The following is a 23,538-nucleotide window of genomic DNA, read 5'->3' on the forward strand; positions in this document are numbered from 1 at the left end:
GCGATGCAGCATGGCCGGGTGGGGCCACGGCTTTTTTGTGCTAGAAAGCGTGGGAGGCGTGATCCGTGGGGGACGGTCTTGCGTATATACAACTGCCACTACTCCGCCACGCTTCTGGACTCACGTCGCTGCCATGACCTTCTGGCGTAACATTGCAAGCCTCGCCGCGCGGCGGTTGGACATGGCGGAATGCCAGGAATGTCCGCCTGGCCTGCCGGGGCAGGATCCGGCCTTCTCGACGGCCGTGACGGCCCTGGGCGCGAAGCTGGCCAAGGCCGACGGCTCGGCCGACACCGACGAGTTCGCCGCCTTCGCCGAGGTGTTCCACCCCGACCCCGCGTCCGAGAACAACATCCACCGCCTGTATGACCTGGCGCGGCAGACGACGCACGGCTTCGAGAGCTATGCCAAGCGCCTGGCCAAGCGCTATCGCACCTGCCCGCAGCTGCTGGAGGACGTGCTGGACGGCCTGTTCCACATCGCCAAGGCCGACGGCGCGGTGACCCCCGAGGAGCTGGCCTATCTGGAGCGGGTGTCGGATCTGTTTGGCATGTCGCCGCTCGCCTTCCGCCGCCTGACCGCCACCCACGTCGGCGCCGAGCCTGACGATCCTTACCGCATCCTCGACGTGCCGGCCGACGCCGAGGACGCGGTGGTGCACTCGGCCTGGCGCACGGCGATGTCGGAGGTCCACCCGGACCGGGCGAGAGCCCGAGGTCTGCCTCTGGAGTTCATCGAAGTGGCCGAGGCCAAGTCGGCCGCGATCAACGCCGCCTTCAGCACGGTGATGCGCGAACGCCGCGAATTGGCGGGTTTCGCGGCGGGCTAGCGTCGAATTCATTTTACGCAACGATCGACTGGGTGTTCAGTTGACGTTCAGTACTGGCGCCCCACCTTAGCAAGAGGGCGGGGCAACGCCTGGCGAGGAAGACGATGGAGACATCCAAGGCCAACGGTATCGCCTGGCGCAGCCTGGCCACCATCGCCGGAGCCGTGGCGACCTCGGTCGCCGTCGCCGTCGCCGCCGTCATCGCCGTTGTGTTCGCCGCCACCTTGGTGGTCATTGGCTTCATGGCCACCGCCTTGCTGGGCTTGGCCGCCTTCGCCCTTCGCGGTCGTCCCACCGCCGCGCCCGCGCCCGCCGGCGATCCTGGCCTGATCGAGGCCCGACACATGGGCGGCCATTCGTGGGTGGCCTACGGTTGGAACGAGCGGCGGTAAGTTTTCTCCCGCTACCCCGGATTTCGACTGAGCTTCGCCGCGCCCTGCGGCTGCCGCACGACTGACTCCGCCTCGGGCGTCACCGCGTTCTGAACGCCCGCGAACGCCATTCCCGCCGGCCTGTCTATGAAGGCCTGGGTCCACCACAGACCGTTCGAACCGACATGACCCAGGCTACAGGCGGTGTCGACGCCCCAGCCTAACGCCGAATAGCCGCCGAACGGGGGGGTCTGCAGCGTTCGCCACGACGCCTCGGTCAGGAAGCCGGTCGGGCGGTCGCGATAGGCCTTCGGATAGGTCAGCAGACCACCGAGGTTGATGTGGACCAGGCCGGACGGTCCCAGCACCGTGCCTGACTAGGCTCCGACCAAAGCCGCCAGCACGTCAGCCGCGTTAGCTGGGCGAGCAACCGCGAAGCGGCGAGCGCCAAGGCGGCGCGGATGTGGTCTCGACGCGTCGGCTCCATGCGATCCCCTGGACGCCGCATGTGGCGCGGCGCTCGCCATGGTTCTCAAGCGCGTGCCCCCTTGCCCTCTACGCCACTCTGCCCGACACTGGCTTCAAACAAGCGTTTAGCCGCCAAGGCCTCGGAGACGAACATGATAGGCGTCATAGCAATTCTCAAAGTGCAGCCGGACAAGGCCGCCGATTTCGAAAAAGTCTTTCTCGACCTCCAAAACAAGGTCAAGGCCAACGAGCCCGGTTGCCTGGCCTACCAGCTCGTCAAGAGCCGGACGGAGCCTGCAGTCTACAAAGTGCTGGAACTCTATGCCTCGGAAGACGCGCTTAAGGCCCACGGCGGCAGCGACTATTTCAAGGCCGCCGGCGCGGCGATGGGACCGTTCATGGCCGGTCGTCCCGAGATCGAATATCTGGATGCGGTGGAGTAGCGGCCGTGGATCTCGCCTTCTCCGCCGAGGATCTGACCTTCCAGAATGACGTCCGCGACTGGATCGCCAAGGCTTTCGATGACGGCCTGCGCCACAAGATGGCCCAGTCGAAGAACGGCTATCTCGACAAGGCCGGCCAGGTGAAATGGCAGAAGAAGCTGTTCGAGCGCGGCTGGGCCGCGCCGGATTGGCCGGTTGAGCTGGGCGGGACGGGCTTCACGCCCTCGCAGCGCTACATCTTCAACATGGAGATGTCGCTGGCTGGCACACCAAACCCCTCGCCCATGGGGCTGAAGATGTGCGCGCCGGTGATCATGGCGTTCGGCACGCCAGAACAGAAGGCCCAGCACCTGCCGCCGATCCTGTCGTCCGACATCTGGTGGTGCCAGGGCTATTCGGAGCCGGGCGCGGGGTCGGACCTCGCCTCGCTGAAGATGAGCGCCGTCCGGGATGGCGACGACTATGTCCTGAACGGCTCAAAAATCTGGACCACCCAAGCTCAGTGGGCCGACTGGATGTTCTGCCTGGTGCGCACCTCGACGCAGGGCAAGCCGCAGGAGGGGATCAGCTTCCTGCTGCTGCCGATGACCCTGCCCGGCATCCAGGTGAAGGCCCTGCCCACCCTGGACGGTCCGGCCGAGGGCGAGCAGGAGATCAACCAGGTGTTCTTCGACAATGTTCGCGTGCCCGTGGGCAACCGGATCGGCGAGGAGAACAAGGGCTGGACCTACGCCAAATATCTGCTCGAGTTTGAGCGCGGCAACGCCTATGCGCCTGGCCTGATGCACATGTTGCGCAAGGTGAAGAAGATCGCCGCCCTGGAGCGCGCCGACGACGGCGGGGCGCTGATCGAGGACCCGGACTTCCGCTTGAAGATCGCCGAGCTGGAGATCGCGGTGGAGTCGCTGAACGCCACCGAGTTGCGAATCTTCTCCGGCCGTTCTGCGGGCAAGGCGGTGGGGCCGGCCTCGTCGATGCTGAAGCTGGCGGGATCAGAGACCCAGCAGGCGATCACAGAATTGGCCCTGGAGGCAGTCGGAACCTATGCAGCGCCGTTCGTGCGCGACACCTGGGCGCCGACCAACGAGGGCCGGGCCGGACCGGATTACGCGGCCCCGGTCGCGCCGTCCTATTTCAGCTACCGCAAGACCACGATCTATGCGGGCTCCAGCGAGATCCAGAAGAACATCATCACCAAGCTGGTGTTGGGGCTCTAGATCGGAGTGGGGACAGGCGCATGCGCCTGTCCCCACTCCGCACGGGGAGGCGTTAGTTTTTCTCCATCGTCCTCAAACGAAACCCGCCTTTATAACCACTGCTAACCCAGCCCTTTGCGGAGCCGCCTCATGGCCCTCGACGCCCTGTTCAAGCCGTTCGAATTCAAGTCGCTGAAACTGCCCAACCGGGTGGTGATGGCCCCGATGACCCGGTCGTTCTCGCCCGGCGGCGTCGCCACCGACGACGTCGCCGCCTATTACCGCCGCCGCGCCGAGAACCAGGTCGGATTGATCATCACCGAGGGCACGGGCGTGGCCCGCGACGCCTCGCTGAACGACGCCAACATTCCGCGCTTCCATGGCGAGAAGGAACTGGCGGCCTGGAAGACCGTGGTCGATGAGGTGCACGCGGCCGGCGGCCTGATTGCGCCGCAGCTGTGGCATGTGGGCGCGGCCAAGGGGAAGGACGTGCTGGGCAAGATCGATAGCCCCTCGGGTCTCTCCAAAGCTGGCGGCGAGCCCTTCACCACCCCGATGACCGACGCCGAGATCGCCGACACCATCGCCGCCTTCGCCACGGCGGCCGCGGACGCCAAGCGCCTTGGCTTCGACGCCATCGAACTGCACGGCGCCCACGGCTATCTGATCGACCAGTTCTTCTGGAACGGCACCAATGTCCGCGACGACGGTTTTGGCGGCGCCACCATTGCCGCCCGCGCCAATTTCGCGGCCGAAATCCTCAAGGCCGTGCGGGCTGCGGTCGGTCCGGACTATCCGGTGATCATCCGTCTGTCGCAGTGGAAGCAGCAGGATTTCACCGTCAAGAACGCCGTCACGCCTCAAGAGCTGGAAGCCTGGCTTCAGCCCCTGGCCGACGCCGGGGCCGACATCTTCCACTGCTCACAGCGCCGGTTCTGGGAGCCGGAGTTTGAGGGCTCAGACCTCAACTTCGCCGGCTGGGCCAAGAAGCTGACCGGCGCCCCGACGATCACCGTCGGCTCGGTGGGCTTGTCGGGCGAGTTCATCGCGGCGTTCGGCGGCGAGGGCAGCCAACCGGCCTCGATCGACGGTCTGCTGGAGCGCCTGGACCGCGGCGAGTTCGACCTGGTCGGCGTCGGGCGCGCGCTCTTGCAGGACCCGGAGTGGGTCATGAAGATCCGCGACGGCCGCAACGACGAACTGAAGGCCTTCGAGCGCGAGGCGCTGGGGGTGCTGTACTAAGACCAAATCTTCCCCCTGCGGGGGAGGTGTCGGCGCAGCCGACGGAGGGGGGAGTTAGCCGCGGTGGGTCCGCCCCCCCCCACCGGCGCCTTCGCGCCGCCTCCCCCACAGGGGGAGGAATGGGTTCATCCGTTGAAATTCAACCTCAACCCCGCCCTGGGCCACCGCGCCTTGTAGAGTTTCCCCGTCCCCGACGCCGTGATCCAGGCGTCTCTCATGTCGGCGCCGCCGAAACAGATGTTGGTGACAATCACGTCGGGCACGGCGAAGTGCTCGGTCGCGCCGCCCGGCGAGATCGCGGTGATTCCGCCATTGATGATCGTCGCCACGCAGACCCTGCCATCGGCCTCGACCGCCAGGCTGTCGAACAACTGATACCCCGGCAGGGTGACCACCACGTTTCCGGGCATCAACGGCGGCGCGTCGGCCAGGACGCCGGGCGCGGCGATGTCGAACGACCATAGCCGGCCCAGGGTGGTGTCGGCCATGTAGACGGTTTTCTCGTCGGGCGAGAGGCCCACGCCGTTGGGCGAGACGAAGTGGTCGCGCCAGCGAACGATCTGGCTGCCGTCGGTCAGGGCGTAGTAGAGGGCGCCGAACTTGCGACCCTCGGCTGTGGTGCAGCCGTGATCGGTGAACCAGAAGCCGCCTTGCCGGTCGAACACCAGATCGTTGGGCCCGATCAGCCGCTTGCCGTCGCACTCTGTGTAGAGCGTGGTCACAGCGCCGGTCGTTAGGTCTATGCGCTGGATCGACCCGCCCTCGTGGCCTGGCGGTGTCGGGCCGGGCACGTTGAGGCCGCCCATGTCGATGAAGTTGAAGCTGCCGCCGTTGTTGGTGACATAGACCGCGCCGTCCGGACCGATGGCCGCGCCGTTTGGGCCGCCCGGCAACTCGGCGATCGTCTCGCGGCGCCCGTCGGCGGTTACGCGGCTAAGGGTCTGGCGCTGGATCTCGGTGAGGATCACCGAGCCGTCGGCCATGGCGATCGGCCCCTCGGGGAATTGCAGGCCCTCGGCGACGAGTTCCAGTTCCATGCGTCTTGCTCCCGTTGCGACACCTCTAGCGGGCGCATGGGCGGAGTAAACGGGCGTTTGAACCCGCACGCAACGCCTCAGTCCAGATCGTAGAGCTCATAGGCGATCAACGCGCCGTCACTGGCCAGGAAGGCGCGGCCGTGGGCCGAGCGAACCAGGGCCTCGCGGTCGATCCATTTGGGCGTCGAGTCCGACGATCCGGCGCCCTGGGCGGCGCAGGGGACGGTCAATCGCACTGACTGGCGCGGCTTGAAGCGGGCGCCACGCTCGGCCTTGATCGCCCGACCATAGACCCGGCAGGTCGCTACTTCGCCGCGCTGTAGCGGACGAACCTTGAGCACGTCGAACACCACCACGTCGGTCGCCGCCGCCCGCCCCAGGCTGTCGTCCTGGCCCAGGTTGCGCGCATCGACCGGGGCGGCGCTGCACAGCGTCAGGACGCAAAGCGCGGCGAACAGGTGAGGGCGAACAAGCATCATCGACGCTCCAATACACGGAACACGAAGGCGTGGTCATCATCGGGACCGGCGGGGTGCTCCTCGCGGCGCACCTCAATCCAGGCGGTCTCGTCGAACGCCGGGAACGAGACGTCGCCCTCCACCTCGGCCTGCACCTCGGTGAGGTACAGCCGCTTGGCGCGGGGCAGAGCCAGCTCGAAGATCGCCCGGCCGCCGATCACGCAGACCTCGTCGACGCCGTCGTCGGCGGCCTGTTCCTTGGCCATCTGCAGAGCCTCGAGAAAGCTCTCGCAGACCACGGCCTGCTGCGGCTCGAACGAGCCGTCCTGCGACAGCACGATGTTCATCCGGCCGGGCAGGGGCTTGCGGGGCAGGCTGTCCCAAGTCTTGCGGCCCATGATCACCGGCTTGCCCATCGTGCAGGCCTTGAAGATCGCCAGGTCGGACTTCAGCCGCCAGGGCAGGTCGCCATCACGGCCAATGACGCCATTGAGCGAACGGGCTACGGGGCCGACGGTGAGGATGGGGCTCATCTCTTACCTTACCCCACGCGCGCGCGGGCAGGAAGGAGTCGATCAGTCGACGTCAGGGCGTGGGTGTCGTCAGGATGACTTGCTCGCGGTCTGGCGTCACGCCGCCGCGCCAGATCAGTCGGGAAAGCATGACGACATAGGCCTGCATTCGTCCGCGAGTGGCAAGGTCCGCCTTGGTCTCGTGATCGACCGCGATCAGGGTCCCGCCGCCTGACTGAGCGCCGACCAGCGGCTGGCGCAGAGCGGCGCCAACGCCCTCCGAGCTTGACCAGTCGTGGTCGGTCAGCGAGATGCTCTGCAGGGTCTCGAAGGGCTTGTCCGCCGCGCCGTCCTTGGCCGCGGCGAGGGTGCGGGTGGCGAAGTCGCTGACAGGCTTGCCATCGGCGCCGGTCATGGTTTGCCGCATGGTCCGCTCGCCAGTGCCCGTTATATGCAGCATGGCGATGGTCGGCGCGCTGATTTCGGGCGGCGCGCGCAGTGAGGCGCAGATCTCTCCGGCGGACAGATTACAGATCTCGGTCTTGGCCAACTCGCTGAAAAGACTTGCGGACAAGCCCGGCGTCACCAGGGCCACCGCCTTTTCGTCGAAGCTCCACGTCGCGTCCCGCTGGACGGCGACGGGCGTGCCGACGGATTGGCGGGCCTTGACGAAAGCGGCGATCTTGGCGGGTGATTCGCGGCGCGCGCGCCAGGTCGAGAACAAGTAGCCGTCGCGGATTTGGAAGGCCTGGGCGTTGACTTCCAGCACGGCGTCGCTGTTTGTCTGCGACAGGCAATAAAAAAGGATTCGGCCCCAACCGGGCATGGCGGAGTCGACGATGACCTGCTTGCTCTGTTGCGCGCAGCGCGGGTTTGTCGCGCGGCGGGCGCCTTCGACCGCGTCCTCGAGGGTTGCCCCCGCCGGCACGGGCGTGACGCTGAAGCCGATCAGGTCAATATAGGCCCCGCCACCCTGACCCTTGGGCGTGATCTCTCCCAGTTCCGAAACCCCATCAATGGAATAGGTCCCAATGAACCAATCCTTGGGAATAACCGGAACGATGAGGGTCGAGCGCAGGCTGGCGGGCGGCGGTGAAGCGGCCTGTGCGCTCGTGACCGCCAAGGCGGCGACGAGAGCGCCGGCCAGTGCGCGAATAACCCGAACTTGCATAAGTATCCCCCTGACTTGAGCTGTAGCTTTAGCACAGGTTCATGACGTGCAATGATGGCGAGGCTTGGCATCCGATTGCTGGCTGTAGACGGTCGCCCAGGTCAAACGGCCACCGCCGCCTTGATGTGCGGGTGGGCTTCGTAGCCTTCCAGCTGGAAGTCCGCATACTCAAACCCGAACAGGTCGGTCTTGTCGGCCATCTTCAGGGTGGGGAGGGGGAGGGGTTCGCGGGTCAGTTGTTCGCGGGCCTGGTCCAGGTGGTTGAGATAGAGGTGGGCGTCGCCGAAGGTGTGGACGAACTCGCCCGGCTGCAGACCGACGACCTGGGCGACCATCATCGTCAGCAGGGCGTAGGAGGCGATGTTGAACGGCACGCCCAGGAAGACGTCGGCGCTGCGCTGGTAGAGCTGGCAGCTGAGTTTCCCATCCGCGACGAAGAATTGGAACAGGCAGTGGCAAGGCGGCAGGGCCATGTCGTCGACATCGGCCGGATTCCAGGCGCTGACGATGTGACGGCGACCATTGGGATTGGTCTTCAGGCCCTCGACCAGCCTGGCCATCTGGTCGATCGAGCCGACTCCGTTTCCGTCTTTGGCCGGCGCCGCCCACGAGCGCCATTGCTTGCCATAGACCGGACCCAGGTCGCCGTTCTCGTCGGCCCATTCGTCCCAGATCTTGCAGCCGTTTTCCTGCAGATAGCGGACATTGGTGTCGCCCTTCAGAAACCACAGCAGCTCGACGATGATCGAGCGCAGGTGCAGTTTCTTGGTGGTCAGGACCGGGAAGCCTTTGGACAGATCGAAACGAATCTGCCGGCCAAAGACCCCCAACGTGCCGGTGCCTGTGCGATCGCCGCGCTGGACGCCGTTGTCGAGGATGTCCTGCAACAGGTTCAGGTACTGCCGTTCCGGATGGTCGGCGGGGGCCTGCTGGGCGTGGATGGGGACGATGGCGTTCATGGTCGCTAGAGTGCAGGCGAATCGCCGTCGTCGCCAGTGCGGCAAATGCGTTTGGGCGTTCGTCCCGTCAGTAAGGTGGAGGGAGGGGCTTTGTCACCCCGCGAAGCCGCCCTCGTCCAGAAACGCCTGTTCTTCCTGCGTGGTTGTCCGCCCTAGCGCCGCGTTGCGGTGCGGGAACCGGCCGAACCGGGCGATGATGTCCCGGTGCAGCAGGGCCCAGTTCAGGCTCTCGGCGTCGCCGTTGTCCTTCGGCAGGCCTTCGAACAGGGCGATGCCGGCGTCCTGTTCGGCCAGGGACTCCGAATGTTCGTAAGGCAGGTAGAAGAACGGCCGCAGCAGCGGGTCCACGGTCTTATCGTAACCGGCGGCCACGGCCGCGACAGCGATCGTCCGGGCCTTGCCGTCGGTGGCGAACGCGTGGCCGCTGTCGCGGTAGAGGTTGCGGGGAAACTGGTCGAGCAGGATGACCAGGGCCATCGCGCCTTCGGCGTCGCCCGCCCAGCCGTCGTACTGGCCGCGCGCGGCGACGAGATGGACGGGTTCGAACCTCAGCCGGATCGCCGCGTCGAAGACGTCCGACTTGACGAACCACTTGGCCGGGCCGGCGGCGGCCCAGAAGCCGAGAACGTCCTGAGGGTTGACGAGCATAAAGCATTCCTCAGCGGCGTCGTTCAAACGCGGTTCATGGCGCTGGGCCGACACTACATACAAGGGATGAGCGTCGGACCCACCACAAGGGATCCCTGGAGCACAAAATGAAACGTCTGATCACGACCGCGATGATCCTGTCGCTGCTGGGCGGCGCCGCGGCCGAAGCCGCTGGCGCGGGACAGCTTGACCGGCGCGGGGGCCGCCAAGAGGGCGGCGAGCGCGGCCCACGCGGGGATAACGGTGGCGATCGCGGCGGTCAGCAGCAGCCTCAACCACAGGCCCAGCCTCAACAGCAACCTTCGAGTAGCGATCGCGGCGATCGTGGCGACCGCTCCAACGGCGGCGGCAGTTGGAGCGGCGGCCGTCCGGCGCCACAGCCGCAGGAGCCTCAACAGCCTCAACAGCCTCAGCAGCCTCAAACTCCCCCGCAGGCGCAAAACCCGCAGCAAGGCCGTGACCGCGGCGGCTGGCAGGGCCAGAATGGCCAAGGCGGTCGTGGTGGTCAGGGCGGAGTTTGGGGTCAAGGACAGGGTCGTCCAGATCAGGGCCGCCCCGACCAAGGCGGGCGTCCCGGTGGCTGGGACCGTCCCGGCCAAGGCGGTCGTCCCGATCAGGGCGGACGTCCGGGCGGTTGGGATCGTCCCGGCCAGAGCCGCCCCGGCGACAACGGCCACTGGCGTGACCGCGACAACAACCGTCAGCGCTATGACCAGCGTCGCTACCGTCCTTCCTATCAGGCCGGCCAGCGCTACCGGGTCGGCGTCTATCGCTATCCACGTGGCTTCTACGTGAACCAATGGTCGTTCGGCGACTATCTGCCGGGCGGCTGGTACGGCCAGTCCTACTATCTGAACGCCGGTTCCTATGGCCTGCCCTATCCTCCGGCCGGCTGCGAGTGGGTGCGGGTCGGCGACGACGCCGTCCTCGTCGATATCTGGTCGGGCCAGGTGCTCAGCGTCAACTACGACCTGTTCTGGTGATTGACTGAAATTTGGGGACGCACGCATGCGTGCGTCCCCATCGGCATCCTCGACCTTCGTCGTCGATTTCGCTGCCTTTCAGGAGCGGCGGACGGCGGCGACTTGCCGTTCTGGCCGGCTCCTGCCACGCCGACGATGGCGGCGGAGCGCCCCAGGGTCTAAAACGTGGCCGCAGAGGCTATAAGGTCACAACGTTCTGCCGTCATCGCCTTGACGAAACGGCAAAAAAACGCTCAAACGCCCGGCCTTTGTCGCTCCGCCGTTGCGCGGGACGGCCTGATTTGACCAGTCCTGGAGAAAAAACATGCGCGTCTATTATGATCGCGACGCCGACCTCGCCCGCATCCTGGACAAGAAGATCGCGATCGTAGGCTACGGCTCGCAAGGTCACGCGCACGCTCTCAACCTCCGCGACTCGGGCGCCAGCAACGTCGCCGTCGCCCTGCGCGCCGGTTCGGCCACCGCCAAGAAGGCTCAGGCCGAGGGCCTGCAGGTCATGACCGTGGCCGAGGCCGCCGCCTGGGCCGACCTGATCATGATCCTGGCGCCCGACGAGCATCAGCGGGCGATCTATGCCGAAGAGATCGCCCCCAATATCCGCGACGGCGCGGCCCTGCTGTTCGCTCACGGCCTGAACGTCCACTTCGGCCTGATCGAGCCCAAGGACACCATCGACGTCCTGATGGTCGCGCCCAAGGGCCCCGGCCACACCGTGCGCGGCGAATATCAGAAGGGCGGCGGCGTGCCCTGCCTGATCGCTGTCCACCACGACGCCACGGGCAACGCCCACGACCTGGGCCTGGCCTACGCGTCGGCCATCGGCGGCGGCCGCTCGGGCATCATCGAGACCAACTTCCGCGAAGAGTGCGAGACCGACCTGTTCGGCGAACAGGCCGTCCTGTGCGGCGGCACGGTCGAGCTGATCCGCTGCGGCTTCGAAGTGCTGGTCGAAGCCGGTTACGCGCCGGAAATGGCCTATTTCGAATGCCTGCACGAGCTGAAGCTGATCGTCGACCTGATCTATGAAGGCGGCATCGCCAACATGAACTACTCGATCAGCAACACCGCCGAGTACGGCGAATATGTCACCGGCCCGCGCATCGTCACCTCGGAGACCAAGGCCGAGATGAAGCGCGTTCTGGAAGACATCCAGTCGGGCAAGTTCGTCCGCGATTTCATGCTGGAAAACCAGGTCGGACAACCCTCGTTCAAGGCCACCCGTCGCCGGGCGTCCGAGCACCAGATCGAGGAAGTCGGCGGCCGCCTGCGTGCCATGATGCCCTGGATCGCCAAGAACAAGCTGGTCGACGTCGCCAAGAACTAGGCTTTTGCGCCATCGCTGAAACGTCAGACGGCGGGCTCGAAAGGGCCCGCCGTTTTTCGTCCACCAAACCCATTCAACCGCTCATCCTGGCATTGGCCGGGATGAGCGGCATTTGGAATCTCACCCCAACAAGAACACCGGCCCCCAGGCGACCTGATACTTGTGTTCCCCGGTCGAAAGGTGTGGGCGCAGTTGCCAGGCGCCCGGCGGCAGGGTTTGGGGGCCAGGGCCTTCGAGATAGGTCTCGATCAGGGGCTCGGCGCCCGGCTCCGACACCGAGAACTGATCGATGCGCGGGGTGGCGCGGGCCAGGGCCTCGCCGATGGCGTCCACGGACGACACCCGTAGCGGGGCAGGGCCAGCCAGCCGCGCCGAGACCTCGGCATAGGCGCCCACGGCGATCACCTCGGCCCCCCGGCGAAGCACGCCGTAGCCCACATGGGTGAAGCCCGTGGCCAGCAGGTTGGCGCGGTGGCCGGGGCTGGTCTTCCACTGGCCCATGATCTGGTCGGGACGCACTGGCCCAATGGCGTTGAGCCGCTCGGCGATGTTCTCGGCCGGGGCGCCGATCAGGTCGCGGGCCAGCAGGCCGACGCGGGCCGCAGGTCCGAAACCCTCGGGGGTCATGTGGTCGAACACGCCGGTGCGGGCCACGTCAGCGGCATGGGCCCGGGCGGCCAGGGTCAGGCCGGGATCGGGCGTCAGGTTTCGCAGGCCTCGAGCGCGCCGAAAGATGTCGCCCAGATCGGCCAGGTCCTGTTCGAAATCTGGATCGAAGTCGCCGCGTCGCTGGGCCAACTGAGTCCGCAGGCGGCGCTCATAGGCGAGCCAGGGGTCGCTCAGCGCGGCGCGCGCGCAGGCAGGCAGCAGGCTTGAGCCGACGACGGCGAGGAGGGTGCGACGGTGGACCGTGGTCCCGATGGGGGGCGACATCTTCAAGGCGGTTGACAGCATCCCGTTTGCGCAAGCTCTAAGGTCTCATGAGACCTGTCCGTTCCCTATGGCTGGCCGGCCCCGAACCCTGGCTGCCCGACGCCGGGCCGCACGCCGCCCGGCAACGCGCCTTGTGCCTGAACTTCGGCTTCACCGGCCTGACGGCGCCCGCCATCGTCGAGAGCGATCCCAGCGATTCCGAGATCCGGGCCCGCGAACTCTACACCGAAAGAATGGCGAAGCTGCGTCAGGCCGACGCCGGGGTGATAAACCTGACGCCCTGGCGCGGTCCGTCCTGCGCCGCCAGCGCCGCCTTCGAGGCCGGGGTGTTGGCTGGACTGGGCAAGCCGGTCTTCGCCTATCTCAACGTCGCCGACGAAATCGAGGCCGAATATGTCGACCGGGTCGAGGCCCATGTCGGCGCCCAGCGCGACGAGGCCGGCGTCTGGCGCGATGGCGACGGTTGCGTGGTCGAGGACTTCGGCCTGCCGGAGACGGTGATGCTGTGGGCCGAGGCCCGGCGCCTGTTCGTGATCATCACCGAGGACACGCTGCACGACCTGACGGGGCTGGAGATGTGCCTGGACGCCTTGGCGCTGTACGCTGAGTAGGGTCTATTCGTCCACTTGCCCCCACCTGGCGGCTTCGCCGCCTGTCCGCCCCCCATGGAGCGCGGAGCCCCGCGCGCCTGAGCTCTTCCCCCTATGGGGGAAGACGATCGCGAAGCGACCCCTAGGGGTCAAGTAACGGCTAACTCCACCCCAGCCCCGTTTCCCCCCTCAGGATCGCTTCCGCCCGCACCGTGTGTCCCGCGCCCTCCCGTTCATGCAGCACCAGGGGCGGCAACAGCACCAGCGGCGCCTTGCCGGTCTTGATCGCCCGGACGATCACCCGCTTGGCCGGAGCGTCGGCGAACGGCGCGATGGGGCGGATCCTGAACGACCCCGCCTTGGGAGCCAGTAGCGTCAGGATGTCGCCCAGCCGGTCGGCGCGGTGAATCAGGGTGACCGTCCCGCCCTCGCGCACCGCTTTCAGGCAAAAGACCGTCCAGGCCGCCAGGCCGCCATCCGCCATCCAGGCGCCGGACTTTTCCGCGGCCGGGGCGCGCAGGGCGCCAGGGTCGTCAAAGAACGGCGGATTGCTGATCGCCGCGTCGAACAGGGGCAGGTCGAGCGCCCGAAAGCCGGCCTCGACATCGCCCTCGATGATCTCGACCCGAGCCTCCAGGCGGTTGAGCGCGACATTGCCGCGCGCCAATGTGGCGGCGGCCGGATCGCGCTCCAGTCCGACGAATCGGGTGTCGGGTCGGCGACTTGCGGCGCCCAGCAGGGCGCCGCCAACGCCGCATCCTGCCTCGATGACGCGATCGCCGGGCCGGGCGTCGCAGGTCGCCGCCAGCAGGGCGGCGTCCATGCCCGCCCGGTATCCGGACACGGCCTGGCGCAGCCTGACGCGGCCGCCCAGCACGGTATCTTCAGTGACCCCGAGGGGCGGTCCAGGGGGGAGGATCTCGTTCGGCAACGTTTCAAGCCTTGTGCTCGCCTTGACCCTGACCTATCCCGCCACCATTGTCGCTCGCAACGGCTGATCAAGCCCGCGAGACGCAAGGCGCACGCCGACCCCCGGCGGGCGTCAGTCAGGGAGAGTATTGTCTTGGACGCAGCTGCAGCGACCCTCGCCCGGGAGCCGGGATCGGTGGATCGTCTCGTGCGGCTGGCCGCCGCCGACATGACCGGGGTCGATGCTCTGATCACCGCGCGCATGCAGAGCGAAGTGCCGGTCATCCCGGCCTTGGCCGAGCACCTGATCGCCGCCGGCGGCAAGCGCCTGCGCCCGCTGCTGACCGTGGCCGCTGCGCGCCTGGCCGGGTCGGGCGACGACACCTGCCTCAAGCTGGCCGCCGCCGTCGAGTTCATCCACACCGCCACCCTGCTGCACGACGACGTGGTCGATGGCAGCCAGCTGCGGCGCGGCAAGATGGCGGCGCACCTGATTTGGGGCGCGGCGCAAAGCGTGCTGGTCGGCGACTTCCTCTTCGCCCGGGCCTTCGAGCTGATGGTCGAAACGAATTCGATGAAGGCGCTGGAGATCCTGGCCAAGGCCAGCCGCGTCATCGCCGAGGGCGAGGTTCTACAGCTCACCCGCAGCCACGACCTGAACCTTTCGCAGTCGCTGTATCTGGAAATCATTGGCGCCAAGACCGCGGAGCTGTTCGCCGCGGCCTCGGAGGCTGGCGGCGTCTCGGCCGGAGTGCCGGCCGTGCAGTCCGACGCCCTGCGCGCCTATGGCATGAACCTGGGCCTGGCCTTCCAGCTGGCCGACGACGCCTTGGATTATGGCGGCACGACCGAGGCCTTGGGCAAGAACGCTGGTGACGACTTCCGCGAAGGCAAGGCCACCTTGCCGCTGCTGCTGGCCATCGCCCGGTCCGGCCCCCGCGAGGCGGAGTTCTGGGAGCGGGCCATCGGCCGTCGCGAGCAGACAGACGCCGACTTCCGCCGCGCCCGCGAACTGATCATCGGCACCGGCGCGCTGGAGGCCACCCTCGACCTGGCCTCGGAATATGCCGACAAGGCCAAGGGCGCCCTGGCGGGCTTCCCGGCCAACGAATGGCGCTCCAGCCTGGAAAGCCTGGCCGACTTCGCGGTCAGCCGGCGCAGTTGATGGCGCGGCGGGACGATCCAAAGACGTCGAACATGCTGTGGGTCGAGCCCGAGGGCCCGCCCACGCCGCTGAACACGACGCTGGAGACTTCGTCCGACAATCCCAGCGGCGACCCCCACGGCCAGGCCCATCACGCGGGCGAAGCGGCAGGCAAGGTGATCGGCGGCGGGATCGGCCTTGTGGTCGGCGTCGGCATCTTCTTGCTGATGTTCGGACCGGTGCTTTGGGCGCCGCTGTGGGCCGCCTTTACCGCCGCCATCCGGGTCAAACTTCTGGCTCATAACGGCTGGCTGACCGCTGGCGCAGCCATCGCGGCTTTTCTGGCCGTGGCCTTCGTCCAGTTCCTGCTGCTGGTCCAGAAGAGCCCGCTGCTGCGCTATCCCGCAGTGCTGCTGTTCTCGCTGGCCTGGGTGGGCGGGCTTTGGTGGGAACTGACATCACCGCCGCACAACTGGCTTCTGCCGCCGCCGTGGCGCACGCCCGGAACCTGGGCCATGGTCGCGGTCGGCGTCGGCACGGTAATCTATTCAGGCCTCTACCTGCTGATCCTCACCCGCTTCGGCAAGGGCCGCTGGGCCAAGAAGTGGCAACTGATCAAGTAGGCGGGGCCTGCTAGCCCCTTGCCTTCAAGCACAGGTCCAGGTGGGTGCCGTTGTCGTCCTCGACATGGCGCTTCCAGGCTTCATCGACTTTCGCAATCACTTCGGCAGGGCTGGCCGCCTTCACGGCCTCGCGCCGCTTTTTGCGGTGCAGGATTTCGACGCCATAGCCCATGTCGAGGAAGAAGCTCAGCAGGGCCGAACCTTCCGCGCGCGAGGTCTCGGCCTGGAAGGCCGGGGAATATTCCAGGAAGGTGATGGGCTTCTGGTCGGCCATGAAGGCCTTGGCCCCCATGAAGGCGCGATATTCCATGCCCTCGATGTCGATCTTCATCACATCGACCTTGCCGAACTCGCCGCGCAGCAGATCAATCGGCACCACGGGGGCCAAGTCGTAGTCGCCCAAGTCGCTCGGCGCGGCCTCACCCGACGGTTCCAGCTGGTGGTTGTTGTGCATCGTCTGGCGACGCAAGAAGGCGGTGCCCAGGGTGTCGGACACGCCGACCAGGATCAGCCGGATGTTCTCCACGCCATTGGCCTTGGCGCTTTCCAGGATCACCCGGCCGTTGCCAGGGCTCATCTCGATGGCGATGACCTGGCCGCTGGCTCCGACCTTCCTGGCGGCTGGCAGGGCGAAGGCGCCCCAGCTAGCGCCGACGTCCAGCACGGTCATGCCGGGCTTCAGCGTCTGCAGGAAGTAGTCCAACACCCAGGGCTCGTAATCCTTGCCGTCCAGCAATTGCTTGGTAATCACCCAGTGGTCGGGCATGCGGAAGGTGCAGCCGCGGAACTTCACCGCAGTAGGGATGGGGGCGGCGCCGACCGGCAGCGAGATGGCTTGGTGCTTCGTCTTGCGGAACAGGCCCATGGAGTCCTCGTCGCGTGCGGCGTCACGGAATCGCGGCGCGGCAATCTTGTGTCTGGCGCGTCACATAGCCGGCCGGCAACGCGGCGTCACCTGCGTCGCGGCGCGCCAAGCTCGACAAGGCCCGCGATTCGTCGCACGGCTAGGCGTCGTAAGACATTGGAGACCGCGATGATCCGACTGTTGCTCAACATCCTGTGGTTCGTGATGGGTGGCTGGATCAGCGGCCTGCTGTGGCTGCTGGGCGGCGCTCTGCTGGCCCTCACCGTCGTAGGCCTGCCCTATACCGCAGCGGCCTGGCGCATCGCCGGCTTCGCCTTCTGGCCGTTCGGCAAGGAAATCGTGTCGCGTGACGTGATGACTGGCCAAGGCGACCTGGGGACCGGCGGCTTGGGCTGCGTGCTCAATGTCATCTGGTTTGTGCTCGGCGGATGGTACATCGCCCTGTCCCATCTGGTCATCGCCGTCGCCGAGGCCGTGACGATCATCGGCATCCCCTTCGCGATCAAGGACCTGCAGTTGGCCGTCGTGGCCCTAGCGCCGATCGGGCGGGTGGTCGTGGACAAGCGCTAGAAGCCGGTGAACAGGCGATCGATGGCGCGTCGGATGTCGTCTTCAAGGGCGGCGAGCGAGGTTACCCTGCGACGAAGGTCAGCGCCTCGGATCGCCGCAATGCCCGCGACGCCGATCAGGAGCGATCGATCGTCCCATGCGAATGGAATCTCGAAGTCCGTGAGCTTGGCCGTACGACGAGCGAGCACGGGCGCGACCACCACTTCAGTAAGATCGGCAAGCAGGTGGGACGAGAGCACCACGACGAACGGTACGCCGTCCCGCATGAAAGCCACCGGGTTCTCGTAGAGATCGAACTGCCGCACTCACCATTTCCGGAAATGATCTGAGATCAGGCCGTACTTCTCGATATGAGCGTTATGCTCCTCGATCGCTTCGGCGTTCTCCTCCGCCCACCGCCGCGCGCGCTCCTCGGCGCCCGCGGGATCGACCTTCTGGAGGTGCAGCCGCAGCTGCGTCTCGCTCATGCCGGCGACCGAAATTCCCAGCCGCTTGGCCTGAGCCAGCAGTTCTAGATCGATGCCGATGTCGAGTTCGACCTTACCCATGGGCGGAGGCTAACACGGCTCCCGCCAAGCGTCAGGCCTCGATGTCGTCGTCCTGATCTGGGGCCAGAAGCACGTCAAGAAAGGTCTGTCGGCGGTTGAGGAAGTTCCGAGTGACCCGGTAGTGCTCGGTGTCCTCATACTCCACCCGCTCCAGGCCGCGCTCCGAGGCCTGGTAGATCCAGGCGTCGGGATAGCCCAGCAGGATGGGCGAATGGGTGGCGATGATGAATTGCGAGCGGGCCAAAACGAGCTCATGTAGCCGCGCTAGGAACGACAGTTGCCGCTGCGGCGACAGAGCCGCCTCGGGTTCGTCGAGGATGTAGAGGCCGTCGCCCCGGAAGCGGTTGTCGAACAGGGCGAAGAAGGCCTCGCCATGCGACTGTTCGTGCAAGGGGCGGTCGCCATAAGCGCGGTGGATCGGCGGCCCGCCGGGGCCGGGCTCGTTGTCCAGCCGCTCGATCTCGGTCTTGACGTTAAAGAAGCTCTCGGCCCGTAGGAAATAGCCGTCGTGCGGCCGGATGGTCGAGCGCACGGTCCACAGATGCCGATGCAGCGACGAGTGCGAGGCCCGGCTAGTAAAGTTGAAATTGCGCGACCCACCCTCGGCGTTGAAGCCCCCGGACACCGCCAGGGCCTCGATCAGGGTCGATTTGCCCGAGCCGTTCTCGCCGACGATGAAGGTGACGCGCGGATGGAAGACGATGCGCTCGAGGTCGCGCACCACCGGCAGGTTGAACGGGTAGACGTTGCTGTCCCAGCCCTCGCGCCGGTTGACCTGGGCTTCAATCCAATAGGGGCGGTCGAGGGCGGTCATGGGGCGGACCCCGCCGACCGCCGAAACGGCCAGTCGACGACGCCCGTCGCCCACAGCGGCGCCCAGATGAGCACCGGCTGCAGCAGCAGGCGAGGTCCGTGGTACCACCACGAGCTGGGCAGGGGCGGGATGCTGACGCCGCTGAGGGCGTGGTAGAGATTGGCCGGCCAGACACACAGGGCGTAGAGGGCCAGCATGATCCCGGCTAGCCGACGCGTTCGGGGCAGCAACAGCCCCACGGCGCCCGCGATCTCGCACAACCCGGTGAAGATCACGATTTGCTGCGGAAACGGGATCATCGGCGGCATGATCGCCAAGAAGCCGTGGCTGCCCAGGATGTGAAACAGGCCGAAGGGCGCGTAGACGGCGGCGATCACCAGACGTCTGTAACCGCGCGCCGTCATCGTCATCAGCCCGGCGAAATCATGTTCTCGGGGCGGACATACTGGTCGAACTCTTCGTTGGTCAGGTAGCCGCCGCCGACGGCTTCCTCGCGAAGGGTGGTGCCGTTCTTGTGCGCGGTCTTGGCGATCTTGGCGCAGGCGTCGTAGCCCAGCTTGCCATTCAGGGCGGTGACCAACATCAGGCTGTTCTCGACGCCCTTCTGAATGTTGTCGATCCGCGGCTCGATGCCGACCACGCAGTTGTTGGTGAAGCTGATGGCGGCGTCAGAGACCAGACGTACCGACTGCAGGAAGTTGTAGGCCATCACCGGGTTGAAGACGTTCAGCTCGAAATGACCCTGGCTGCCGGCGAAGGTGACGGCGGCGTGGTTGCCGAACACCTGGACGCAGACCTGGGTGAGGGCCTCGCACTGGGTCGGGTTGACCTTCCCCGGCATGATTGACGAGCCGGGCTCGTTTTCTGGCAGGCTCAGCTCGCCCAGGCCGGCGCGGGGGCCGCTGCCGAGGAAGCGGATGTCGTTGGCGATCTTGAACAGGCTGGCGGCGACGGTGTTGATCGCGCCGTGGCTGAAGACCATGGCGTCGTGGGCTGCCAGCGCCTCGAACTTGTTGGGAGCGGTCACGAAGGGTAGGCCGGTGATGGCCGCGATCTGCTCGGCCACCTTCTCGGCGAAGCCGATCGGGGCGTTGAGGCCGGTGCCGACAGCGGTGCCGCCTTGCGCCAGTTCCATCAGCTTGGGCAGGGTCAGCTCGATGCGCGCGATGCCGTTGGCGACCTGCTGGGCGTAGCCGCCGAACTCTTGGCCCAGGGTCAGGGGGGTGGCGTCCTGGGTGTGGGTGCGGCCGATCTTGATGATCTTGGCCCAGGCGTCGGACTTGGCCTTGAGGGCCTCGTGCAGGTGCTTGAGGGCGGGCAGCAGGTCGTGGACGATCTGTTCGGCGCAGGCCACGTGCATGGCCGTCGGATAGGTGTCGTTCGACGACTGGCTCATATTGACATGGTCGTTGGGGTGGACGGGCTTCTTGGAGCCCATCTCGCCGCCCAGCATCTCGATCGCGCGGTTGGAGATCACCTCATTGGCGTTCATGTTCGACTGAGTGCCCGAGCCGGTCTGCCAGACGACCAGCGGGAAGTGCGCGTTCAGCTTGCCGTCGATGACCTCGTTAGCGGCCGCGACGATGGTCTCGGCGATCTTTGGATCCAGCTTGCCGAGAGCCAGATTGGCCTCGGCGGCGGCGCGCTTGACGATCCCGAGGGCACGGACGATGGGAAGCGGCTGCTTCTCCCAGCCGATCTTGAAGTTGCCGAGCGAGCGCTGGGCCTGAGCGCCCCAGTACTTGTCGCTCTCGACGGCGATCGGGCCGAAGGTGTCGGTCTCGTTGCGCGTGCTGGTCATGCGGCGGGTCTCCGAAAATCTGTCGAGCGGGGTCTAGACCCAAGCCGGGCCAAGGGCAACGCTCGCGGCTTGCGAAGCCGTCCGATGGGCCTTACGCCTCCAATTCTGGATGAACAGGAGTGTCCATGAGCCCTCACATCGCCCTGCTGCGCGGCGTCAATGTTGGCGGCCGCAAGGTGCTCAAGGACGACCTGCTAGGCCTGGCCAAGGACCTGGGCTTCGACGACGCCAAGACCCTGCTGGCCAGCGGCAATCTGGTGCTGTGGGGCGAGGGGGCGTCCGACGTCGCGCTGGAGAAACGTCTGGAGGACGGGCTCGAAGCCCGCATGGGCGTGCGCACCGCGTTCTTCGTTCGCACGCCGGCTCAACTGCGGGCGATCATAGCCGGAAACCCCTATCCCGCCCAGGCCGCCAGCCATCCCAACCACCTGCTGGTCCAGTTTTTGAAAGCCCCGTTGCCGGAGGGCGACGAGCTCATCTTGCGGGCGGCGATCACCGGGCGCGAGACCTTCGAGGCGCTCGGCCGCGAGCTCTATGTCGACTATCCCGAGGACGTCGGCCATTCGATGCTGGATCGCGACTGGAAGAAAACCAAGCGCTCGCCCAACGGCACCAGCCGCAACTGGAACACGGTGCTGAAGCTGGCCGCGCTGGTCGGCTGAGGTCTTCCGACCCCGCAAGGTCGCGGCGGCCTAGCCGCCTCAATCGCTGGCAATTTGACAGCGCTGTCCCGCGTGGCATGATCCTTTCAACGCGTGCGGGGGAGGGGTCATGAGTTCGGATACCGACGGCCAGCGGATTGTCGCGCTCGACGCTTTGCGGGGCCTGGCCGTGGCGGGCATGATCGTCGTCACCAGTCCCGGCGCCTGGGAGCATAGCTATGCGCCGCTGATGCACGCGGCCTGGAACGGCTGGACCCCGGCCGACCTGGTGTTTCCGACCTTCCTGTTCTGCGTCGGCCTGGCGATCGGCCTGTCGATGCCGGGGCTGAGCGCGACGGATCGCGCCTCTCCCGCCGTTTGGATCAAGTTCGCGCGCCGCACGGCGCTGCTGGTTCTGCTGGGCCTGATCCTGAACGCCCTGCCGACCTTCGACCTGGCTCACCTGCGCTTTCCCGGGATCCTGCAGCGGATCGGGCTTTGCTACGCCTTGGGCTGCCTGATCTGTCTGCCGGCGGCGAGGACGGGTCCGGACGGGATGCTGCGGCTCGACGCCGGCGTCACGCTCTCGGCGGCCGTGGCGCTGCTGATCGGCTACTGGGCCCTGCTGGCCTTCACGCCCGTGCCTGGCTTTGGCGTCGGGCGGCTGGACACCCAGGGCTCCCTGCCGGCCTTCGTCGATCGCGCCGTGTTCACCGTGCCGCATCTGTGGGTGCTCGGCCTGACCGAGGGCGTCGGCGTCACCTACGACCCCGAGGGCCTGCTTTCCACCCTGCCGGCGACGGTCAATGTGCTGATCGGCGCCGTCGCCGCGCTCCTCCTCCGTCAGCCGACGGATTCTCTACGTCCCGGTCGGGCGGCGGGCCTGGCGCTGGTGCTGGGCGTGGCCCTGATCGTGGCCGGCTTGGCGCTGGACCCTCTGCTGCCTATCAACAAGCGGATCTGGACACCCAGCTTCGCCCTGTTCAGCAGCGGCGTGGCGCTGACGGCTCTTGCGGTCCTGCACGCGCTGCTGGCCTTTCGCGTCGCGCGGATCGCCGCCTGGCCGCTGAAAGTTCTGGGCGGCAACGCCATCCTGGTCTTCGTCATTTCGCAGGTCATGGGCGCCTATTCCAGTCTCGCCCTGGGTCAAGGCCCGGACGGCGCGGTCATCACGCCCCAGGCCTTTGGTTACGCCTTGGCCCAGCGACTAACCCACGATCTCAAGCTGGCGTCCCTGCTCTGCGCCTTGGGCGTGCTGACGCTGATAATCTGCCTGGTCGCGCCGTTGCACCGGCGGGGCATTCACCTGCGTCTCTAGGCAGGCCGACGGAGGGTCGGCTATACCAGCCGAACGCACAGGAGACACCCATGCTCGTCGCCACCACCAATGATCTGCCCGGTTATCGCATCGTCGCCCATCTGGGCCTGGTGCGGGGCGTCACCGTTCGTTCGCGCAGCGTGATCGGCAATATCGGCGGCTCGATTCAGTCGATCTTCGGCGGCAAGCTGTCGATCTATGTCAACCTGGCCGAGGCGGCCCGCAAGGAAGCCTATGACCTGTTGGTGGCCCATGCCGCCGAAACGGGGGCCAACGCCATCCTGGCCATGCGCTACGACGCCAACGAGATCATGGAAGGCATCACCGAGGTGTTGGCCTATGGCACCGCCGTCAAGGTCGAGCCGATCGCCTGAGCATGGATGATGGCTGGATCCATCACGGCAAGGTCCGGGCTCGCGAGGACGGCGGCGAGCTGACCTTGGTGGTCGATGGCCTGACCACCCAGGCCAAGTACTACAAGCCCCTGATCTACGAGTTCTTCCGCAAGGTCTGGCGCGGGTCGCGGCCGGCCTGGGGTGAGTTCTCGGTCGAGATCGGCATGGAGTTCGTCGGCGAGCCGCCGTGGATGGATCTCGACAATCTGGCCAAGGCCCTGCTGGACGCCATCAAGGGCTACGCCTTCCATGACGACGCCCAGGTCGCCCGGCTGCTGGTCGAACGCCGCCCGGCCGAGCGCGAGCGGATCGTCATCGTGGTGCGAAAGCTAGACTCGCGCTTTCTGCGCGCCACGCTCGAAGATTGAAGCGCCGATCCCGATGAGCAGCACCACCACGAAGGCGCCGTAGCGGCCCAGGCTGACCGGATCGTCCGACATCAGCTGCTGGAAATTGACGACCACCAGGTCGCCCCCGACCAGGATGGGCAGGCCGAAGGCCAGGGCCGGGAACAGCCGCTGGCCGCAGGGAATTCGCCGCAGCCGGGCCGTGACCTGGAACACGAACGTCGCCAGGGCGGCCGCGCCGAAGGCGTTCAGGGCGTAGAACCAGAAGGCCTTCTCCAGCAAGCCGTCGCCATAGGCCGCGTAGAACAACGTCGCGGCCAGCCAGGCCAGGAACCCGGCGCCTGTGAAAACGATGACGTCCTGCTTTGACACGATCCGCTCCCCCGGATGTTTCTTCGG

General features: G+C 66.6%; 31 protein-coding genes. 15 read left to right on the forward strand and 16 right to left on the reverse strand.

Annotated elements, in window-relative coordinates:
• Positions 1 to 133: 133 nt before the first annotated feature.
• Positions 134 to 829: a TerB family tellurite resistance protein gene (locus ACP7AG_RS03530; RefSeq protein WP_426013500.1), complete on the forward strand. Its 696-nt coding sequence runs from the start codon at positions 134 to 136 to the stop codon at positions 827 to 829.
• Between the two features lie 104 nt (positions 830 to 933).
• Entirely contained in the window at positions 934 to 1,221 is a 288-nt protein-coding gene (locus ACP7AG_RS03535; RefSeq protein WP_426013498.1) for a hypothetical protein, read from the forward strand.
• An 11-nt stretch (positions 1,222 to 1,232) separates the two neighbouring features.
• On the opposite strand, the gene ACP7AG_RS03540 is transcribed toward ACP7AG_RS03535, so the two are convergent.
• A complete protein-coding gene (locus ACP7AG_RS03540) occupies positions 1,233 to 1,568 on the reverse strand; it encodes a hypothetical protein (RefSeq protein WP_426029801.1) in 336 nt (111 codons plus the stop codon).
• Positions 1,569 to 1,820: 252 nt separating this feature from the next.
• On the opposite strand from ACP7AG_RS03540, the gene ACP7AG_RS03545 reads away from it, so the two are divergent.
• The 3 genes from ACP7AG_RS03545 (at position 1,821) to ACP7AG_RS03555 (ending at position 4,549) form a co-directional block, all read left to right on the forward strand.
• Entirely contained in the window at positions 1,821 to 2,111 is a 291-nt protein-coding gene (locus ACP7AG_RS03545) for a putative quinol monooxygenase (RefSeq protein ID WP_426013495.1), read from the forward strand.
• A gap of 5 nt (positions 2,112 to 2,116) precedes the next feature.
• Positions 2,117 to 3,328 carry an acyl-CoA dehydrogenase family protein gene (locus ACP7AG_RS03550; RefSeq protein WP_426029802.1) on the forward strand — a complete coding sequence of 404 codons (1,212 nt, stop codon included), beginning with the start codon at positions 2,117 to 2,119 and terminating at the stop codon, positions 3,326 to 3,328.
• 129 nt (positions 3,329 to 3,457) lie between these two features.
• Positions 3,458 to 4,549 carry an NADH:flavin oxidoreductase gene (locus ACP7AG_RS03555; RefSeq protein WP_426013491.1) on the forward strand — a complete coding sequence of 364 codons (1,092 nt, stop codon included), beginning with the start codon at positions 3,458 to 3,460 and terminating at the stop codon, positions 4,547 to 4,549.
• Between the two features lie 125 nt (positions 4,550 to 4,674).
• Here the strand turns inward: ACP7AG_RS03555 and ACP7AG_RS03560 are convergent, their stop codons facing one another.
• The 6 genes from ACP7AG_RS03560 to ACP7AG_RS03585 all read right to left on the reverse strand — a co-directional run bounded on the left by ACP7AG_RS03560 (position 4,675) and on the right by ACP7AG_RS03585 (position 9,334).
• Positions 4,675 to 5,586: an SMP-30/gluconolactonase/LRE family protein gene (locus ACP7AG_RS03560; protein ID WP_426029803.1), complete on the reverse strand. Its 912-nt coding sequence runs from the start codon at positions 5,584 to 5,586 to the stop codon at positions 4,675 to 4,677.
• 77 nt (positions 5,587 to 5,663) lie between these two features.
• Positions 5,664 to 6,065, reverse strand: a complete 402-nt coding sequence (locus ACP7AG_RS03565; protein ID WP_426029804.1) for a hypothetical protein — start codon at positions 6,063 to 6,065, stop codon at positions 5,664 to 5,666.
• Positions 6,062 to 6,577 (reverse strand): dihydrofolate reductase, encoded by a 516-nt coding sequence (locus tag ACP7AG_RS03570; protein WP_426029805.1) that lies wholly within the window; start codon positions 6,575 to 6,577, stop codon positions 6,062 to 6,064. The genes ACP7AG_RS03565 and ACP7AG_RS03570 overlap by 4 nt, the downstream gene beginning before the upstream one ends.
• A gap of 52 nt (positions 6,578 to 6,629) precedes the next feature.
• Complete coding sequence (locus ACP7AG_RS03575; RefSeq protein WP_426029806.1) at positions 6,630 to 7,727, reverse strand: hypothetical protein; 1,098 nt, start codon at positions 7,725 to 7,727, stop codon at positions 6,630 to 6,632.
• 101 nt (positions 7,728 to 7,828) lie between these two features.
• Entirely contained in the window at positions 7,829 to 8,686 is an 858-nt protein-coding gene (locus ACP7AG_RS03580) for a thymidylate synthase (RefSeq protein WP_426029807.1), read from the reverse strand.
• Between the two features lie 93 nt (positions 8,687 to 8,779).
• A complete protein-coding gene (locus ACP7AG_RS03585) occupies positions 8,780 to 9,334 on the reverse strand; it encodes a DUF924 family protein (protein ID WP_426013482.1) in 555 nt (184 codons plus the stop codon).
• Positions 9,335 to 9,441: 107 nt separating this feature from the next.
• Between ACP7AG_RS03585 and ACP7AG_RS03590 the strand changes: the two genes are divergently transcribed.
• Together ACP7AG_RS03590 and ilvC are read left to right on the forward strand one after the other, a co-directional pair.
• Positions 9,442 to 10,317, forward strand: coding sequence for an RcnB family protein (locus ACP7AG_RS03590; protein ID WP_426029808.1), 876 nt, complete (start codon positions 9,442 to 9,444; stop codon positions 10,315 to 10,317).
• Positions 10,318 to 10,621: 304 nt separating this feature from the next.
• A complete protein-coding gene (gene ilvC / locus ACP7AG_RS03595) occupies positions 10,622 to 11,641 on the forward strand; it encodes a ketol-acid reductoisomerase (protein ID WP_426029809.1) in 1,020 nt (339 codons plus the stop codon).
• A 120-nt stretch (positions 11,642 to 11,761) separates the two neighbouring features.
• Here ilvC and ACP7AG_RS03600 read toward each other — a convergent pair whose 3' ends face one another.
• The gene (locus tag ACP7AG_RS03600) at positions 11,762 to 12,595 is read right to left on the reverse strand and encodes a CAP domain-containing protein (RefSeq protein WP_426029810.1); all 834 of its coding nucleotides are present in this window, start codon (positions 12,593 to 12,595) and stop codon (positions 11,762 to 11,764) included.
• Between the two features lie 26 nt (positions 12,596 to 12,621).
• Here ACP7AG_RS03600 and ACP7AG_RS03605 point away from each other — a divergent pair, with 26 nt between their 5' ends.
• Positions 12,622 to 13,185, forward strand: a complete 564-nt coding sequence (locus ACP7AG_RS03605; protein ID WP_426029811.1) for a nucleoside 2-deoxyribosyltransferase — start codon at positions 12,622 to 12,624, stop codon at positions 13,183 to 13,185.
• A gap of 139 nt (positions 13,186 to 13,324) precedes the next feature.
• On the opposite strand, the gene ACP7AG_RS03610 is transcribed toward ACP7AG_RS03605, so the two are convergent.
• Positions 13,325 to 13,987, reverse strand: a complete 663-nt coding sequence (locus ACP7AG_RS03610; protein ID WP_426029842.1) for a tRNA1(Val) (adenine(37)-N6)-methyltransferase — start codon at positions 13,985 to 13,987, stop codon at positions 13,325 to 13,327.
• Positions 13,988 to 14,227: 240 nt separating this feature from the next.
• On the opposite strand from ACP7AG_RS03610, the gene ACP7AG_RS03615 reads away from it, so the two are divergent.
• The gene (locus ACP7AG_RS03615) at positions 14,228 to 15,238 is read left to right on the forward strand and encodes a polyprenyl synthetase family protein (protein WP_426013473.1); all 1,011 of its coding nucleotides are present in this window, start codon (positions 14,228 to 14,230) and stop codon (positions 15,236 to 15,238) included.
• A gap of 32 nt (positions 15,239 to 15,270) precedes the next feature.
• Positions 15,271 to 15,840: a hypothetical protein gene (locus ACP7AG_RS03620; RefSeq protein WP_426029812.1), complete on the forward strand. Its 570-nt coding sequence runs from the start codon at positions 15,271 to 15,273 to the stop codon at positions 15,838 to 15,840.
• A 10-nt stretch (positions 15,841 to 15,850) separates the two neighbouring features.
• On the opposite strand, the gene ACP7AG_RS03625 is transcribed toward ACP7AG_RS03620, so the two are convergent.
• Positions 15,851 to 16,705: an FkbM family methyltransferase gene (locus tag ACP7AG_RS03625; protein ID WP_426013470.1), complete on the reverse strand. Its 855-nt coding sequence runs from the start codon at positions 16,703 to 16,705 to the stop codon at positions 15,851 to 15,853.
• Positions 16,706 to 16,873: 168 nt separating this feature from the next.
• Between ACP7AG_RS03625 and ACP7AG_RS03630 the strand changes: the two genes are divergently transcribed.
• Positions 16,874 to 17,275, forward strand: a complete 402-nt coding sequence (locus ACP7AG_RS03630) for a YccF domain-containing protein (RefSeq protein WP_426013469.1) — start codon at positions 16,874 to 16,876, stop codon at positions 17,273 to 17,275.
• Here the strand turns inward: ACP7AG_RS03630 and ACP7AG_RS03635 are convergent.
• The 5 genes from ACP7AG_RS03635 to fumC are packed head-to-tail and all read right to left on the reverse strand — an operon-like array spanning position 17,272 to position 20,438.
• Positions 17,272 to 17,580, reverse strand: coding sequence for a CcdB family protein (locus ACP7AG_RS03635; protein WP_426029813.1), 309 nt, complete (start codon positions 17,578 to 17,580; stop codon positions 17,272 to 17,274). The two genes, ACP7AG_RS03630 and ACP7AG_RS03635, sit on opposite strands and share 4 nt — an antisense overlap.
• Positions 17,581 to 17,823 carry a type II toxin-antitoxin system CcdA family antitoxin gene (locus tag ACP7AG_RS03640; RefSeq protein WP_426029814.1) on the reverse strand — a complete coding sequence of 81 codons (243 nt, stop codon included), beginning with the start codon at positions 17,821 to 17,823 and terminating at the stop codon, positions 17,581 to 17,583. It abuts the gene before it with no gap.
• Positions 17,824 to 17,854: 31 nt separating this feature from the next.
• Positions 17,855 to 18,637 carry an AAA family ATPase gene (locus ACP7AG_RS03645; protein ID WP_426029815.1) on the reverse strand — a complete coding sequence of 261 codons (783 nt, stop codon included), beginning with the start codon at positions 18,635 to 18,637 and terminating at the stop codon, positions 17,855 to 17,857.
• Positions 18,634 to 19,047: a DoxX family protein gene (locus tag ACP7AG_RS03650; RefSeq protein WP_426029816.1), complete on the reverse strand. Its 414-nt coding sequence runs from the start codon at positions 19,045 to 19,047 to the stop codon at positions 18,634 to 18,636. Before ACP7AG_RS03650 ends, ACP7AG_RS03645 begins: the two co-directional genes overlap by 4 nt.
• The gene (gene fumC, locus ACP7AG_RS03655) at positions 19,047 to 20,438 is read right to left on the reverse strand and encodes a class II fumarate hydratase (protein ID WP_426029817.1); all 1,392 of its coding nucleotides are present in this window, start codon (positions 20,436 to 20,438) and stop codon (positions 19,047 to 19,049) included. Before fumC ends, ACP7AG_RS03650 begins: the two co-directional genes overlap by 1 nt.
• 125 nt (positions 20,439 to 20,563) lie before the next feature.
• Here fumC and ACP7AG_RS03660 point away from each other — a divergent pair, with 125 nt between their 5' ends.
• The 4 genes from ACP7AG_RS03660 (at position 20,564) to ACP7AG_RS03675 (ending at position 23,160) form a co-directional block, all read left to right on the forward strand.
• Complete coding sequence (locus tag ACP7AG_RS03660; RefSeq protein WP_426013454.1) at positions 20,564 to 21,100, forward strand: DUF1697 domain-containing protein; 537 nt, start codon at positions 20,564 to 20,566, stop codon at positions 21,098 to 21,100.
• Positions 21,101 to 21,209: 109 nt separating this feature from the next.
• A complete protein-coding gene (locus ACP7AG_RS03665) occupies positions 21,210 to 22,397 on the forward strand; it encodes an acyltransferase family protein (RefSeq protein ID WP_426029818.1) in 1,188 nt (395 codons plus the stop codon).
• A gap of 50 nt (positions 22,398 to 22,447) precedes the next feature.
• The gene (locus ACP7AG_RS03670) at positions 22,448 to 22,771 is read left to right on the forward strand and encodes a YbjQ family protein (protein ID WP_426029819.1); all 324 of its coding nucleotides are present in this window, start codon (positions 22,448 to 22,450) and stop codon (positions 22,769 to 22,771) included.
• Positions 22,772 to 22,773: 2 nt separating this feature from the next.
• Positions 22,774 to 23,160 carry a RusA family crossover junction endodeoxyribonuclease gene (locus tag ACP7AG_RS03675; RefSeq protein WP_426029820.1) on the forward strand — a complete coding sequence of 129 codons (387 nt, stop codon included), beginning with the start codon at positions 22,774 to 22,776 and terminating at the stop codon, positions 23,158 to 23,160.
• On the opposite strand, the gene ACP7AG_RS03680 is transcribed toward ACP7AG_RS03675, so the two are convergent.
• On the reverse strand, positions 23,122 to 23,511 hold the full coding sequence (locus tag ACP7AG_RS03680) for a hypothetical protein (protein WP_426013447.1): 390 nt from the start codon (positions 23,509 to 23,511) through the stop codon (positions 23,122 to 23,124). The two genes, ACP7AG_RS03675 and ACP7AG_RS03680, sit on opposite strands and share 39 nt — an antisense overlap.
• Positions 23,512 to 23,538 lie beyond the last annotated feature (27 nt).

The sequence above is a fragment of the Caulobacter sp. DWP3-1-3b2 genome (assembly GCF_049896325.1).
In the GTDB taxonomy this organism is placed as follows: Bacteria; Pseudomonadota; Alphaproteobacteria; order Caulobacterales; family Caulobacteraceae; genus Caulobacter.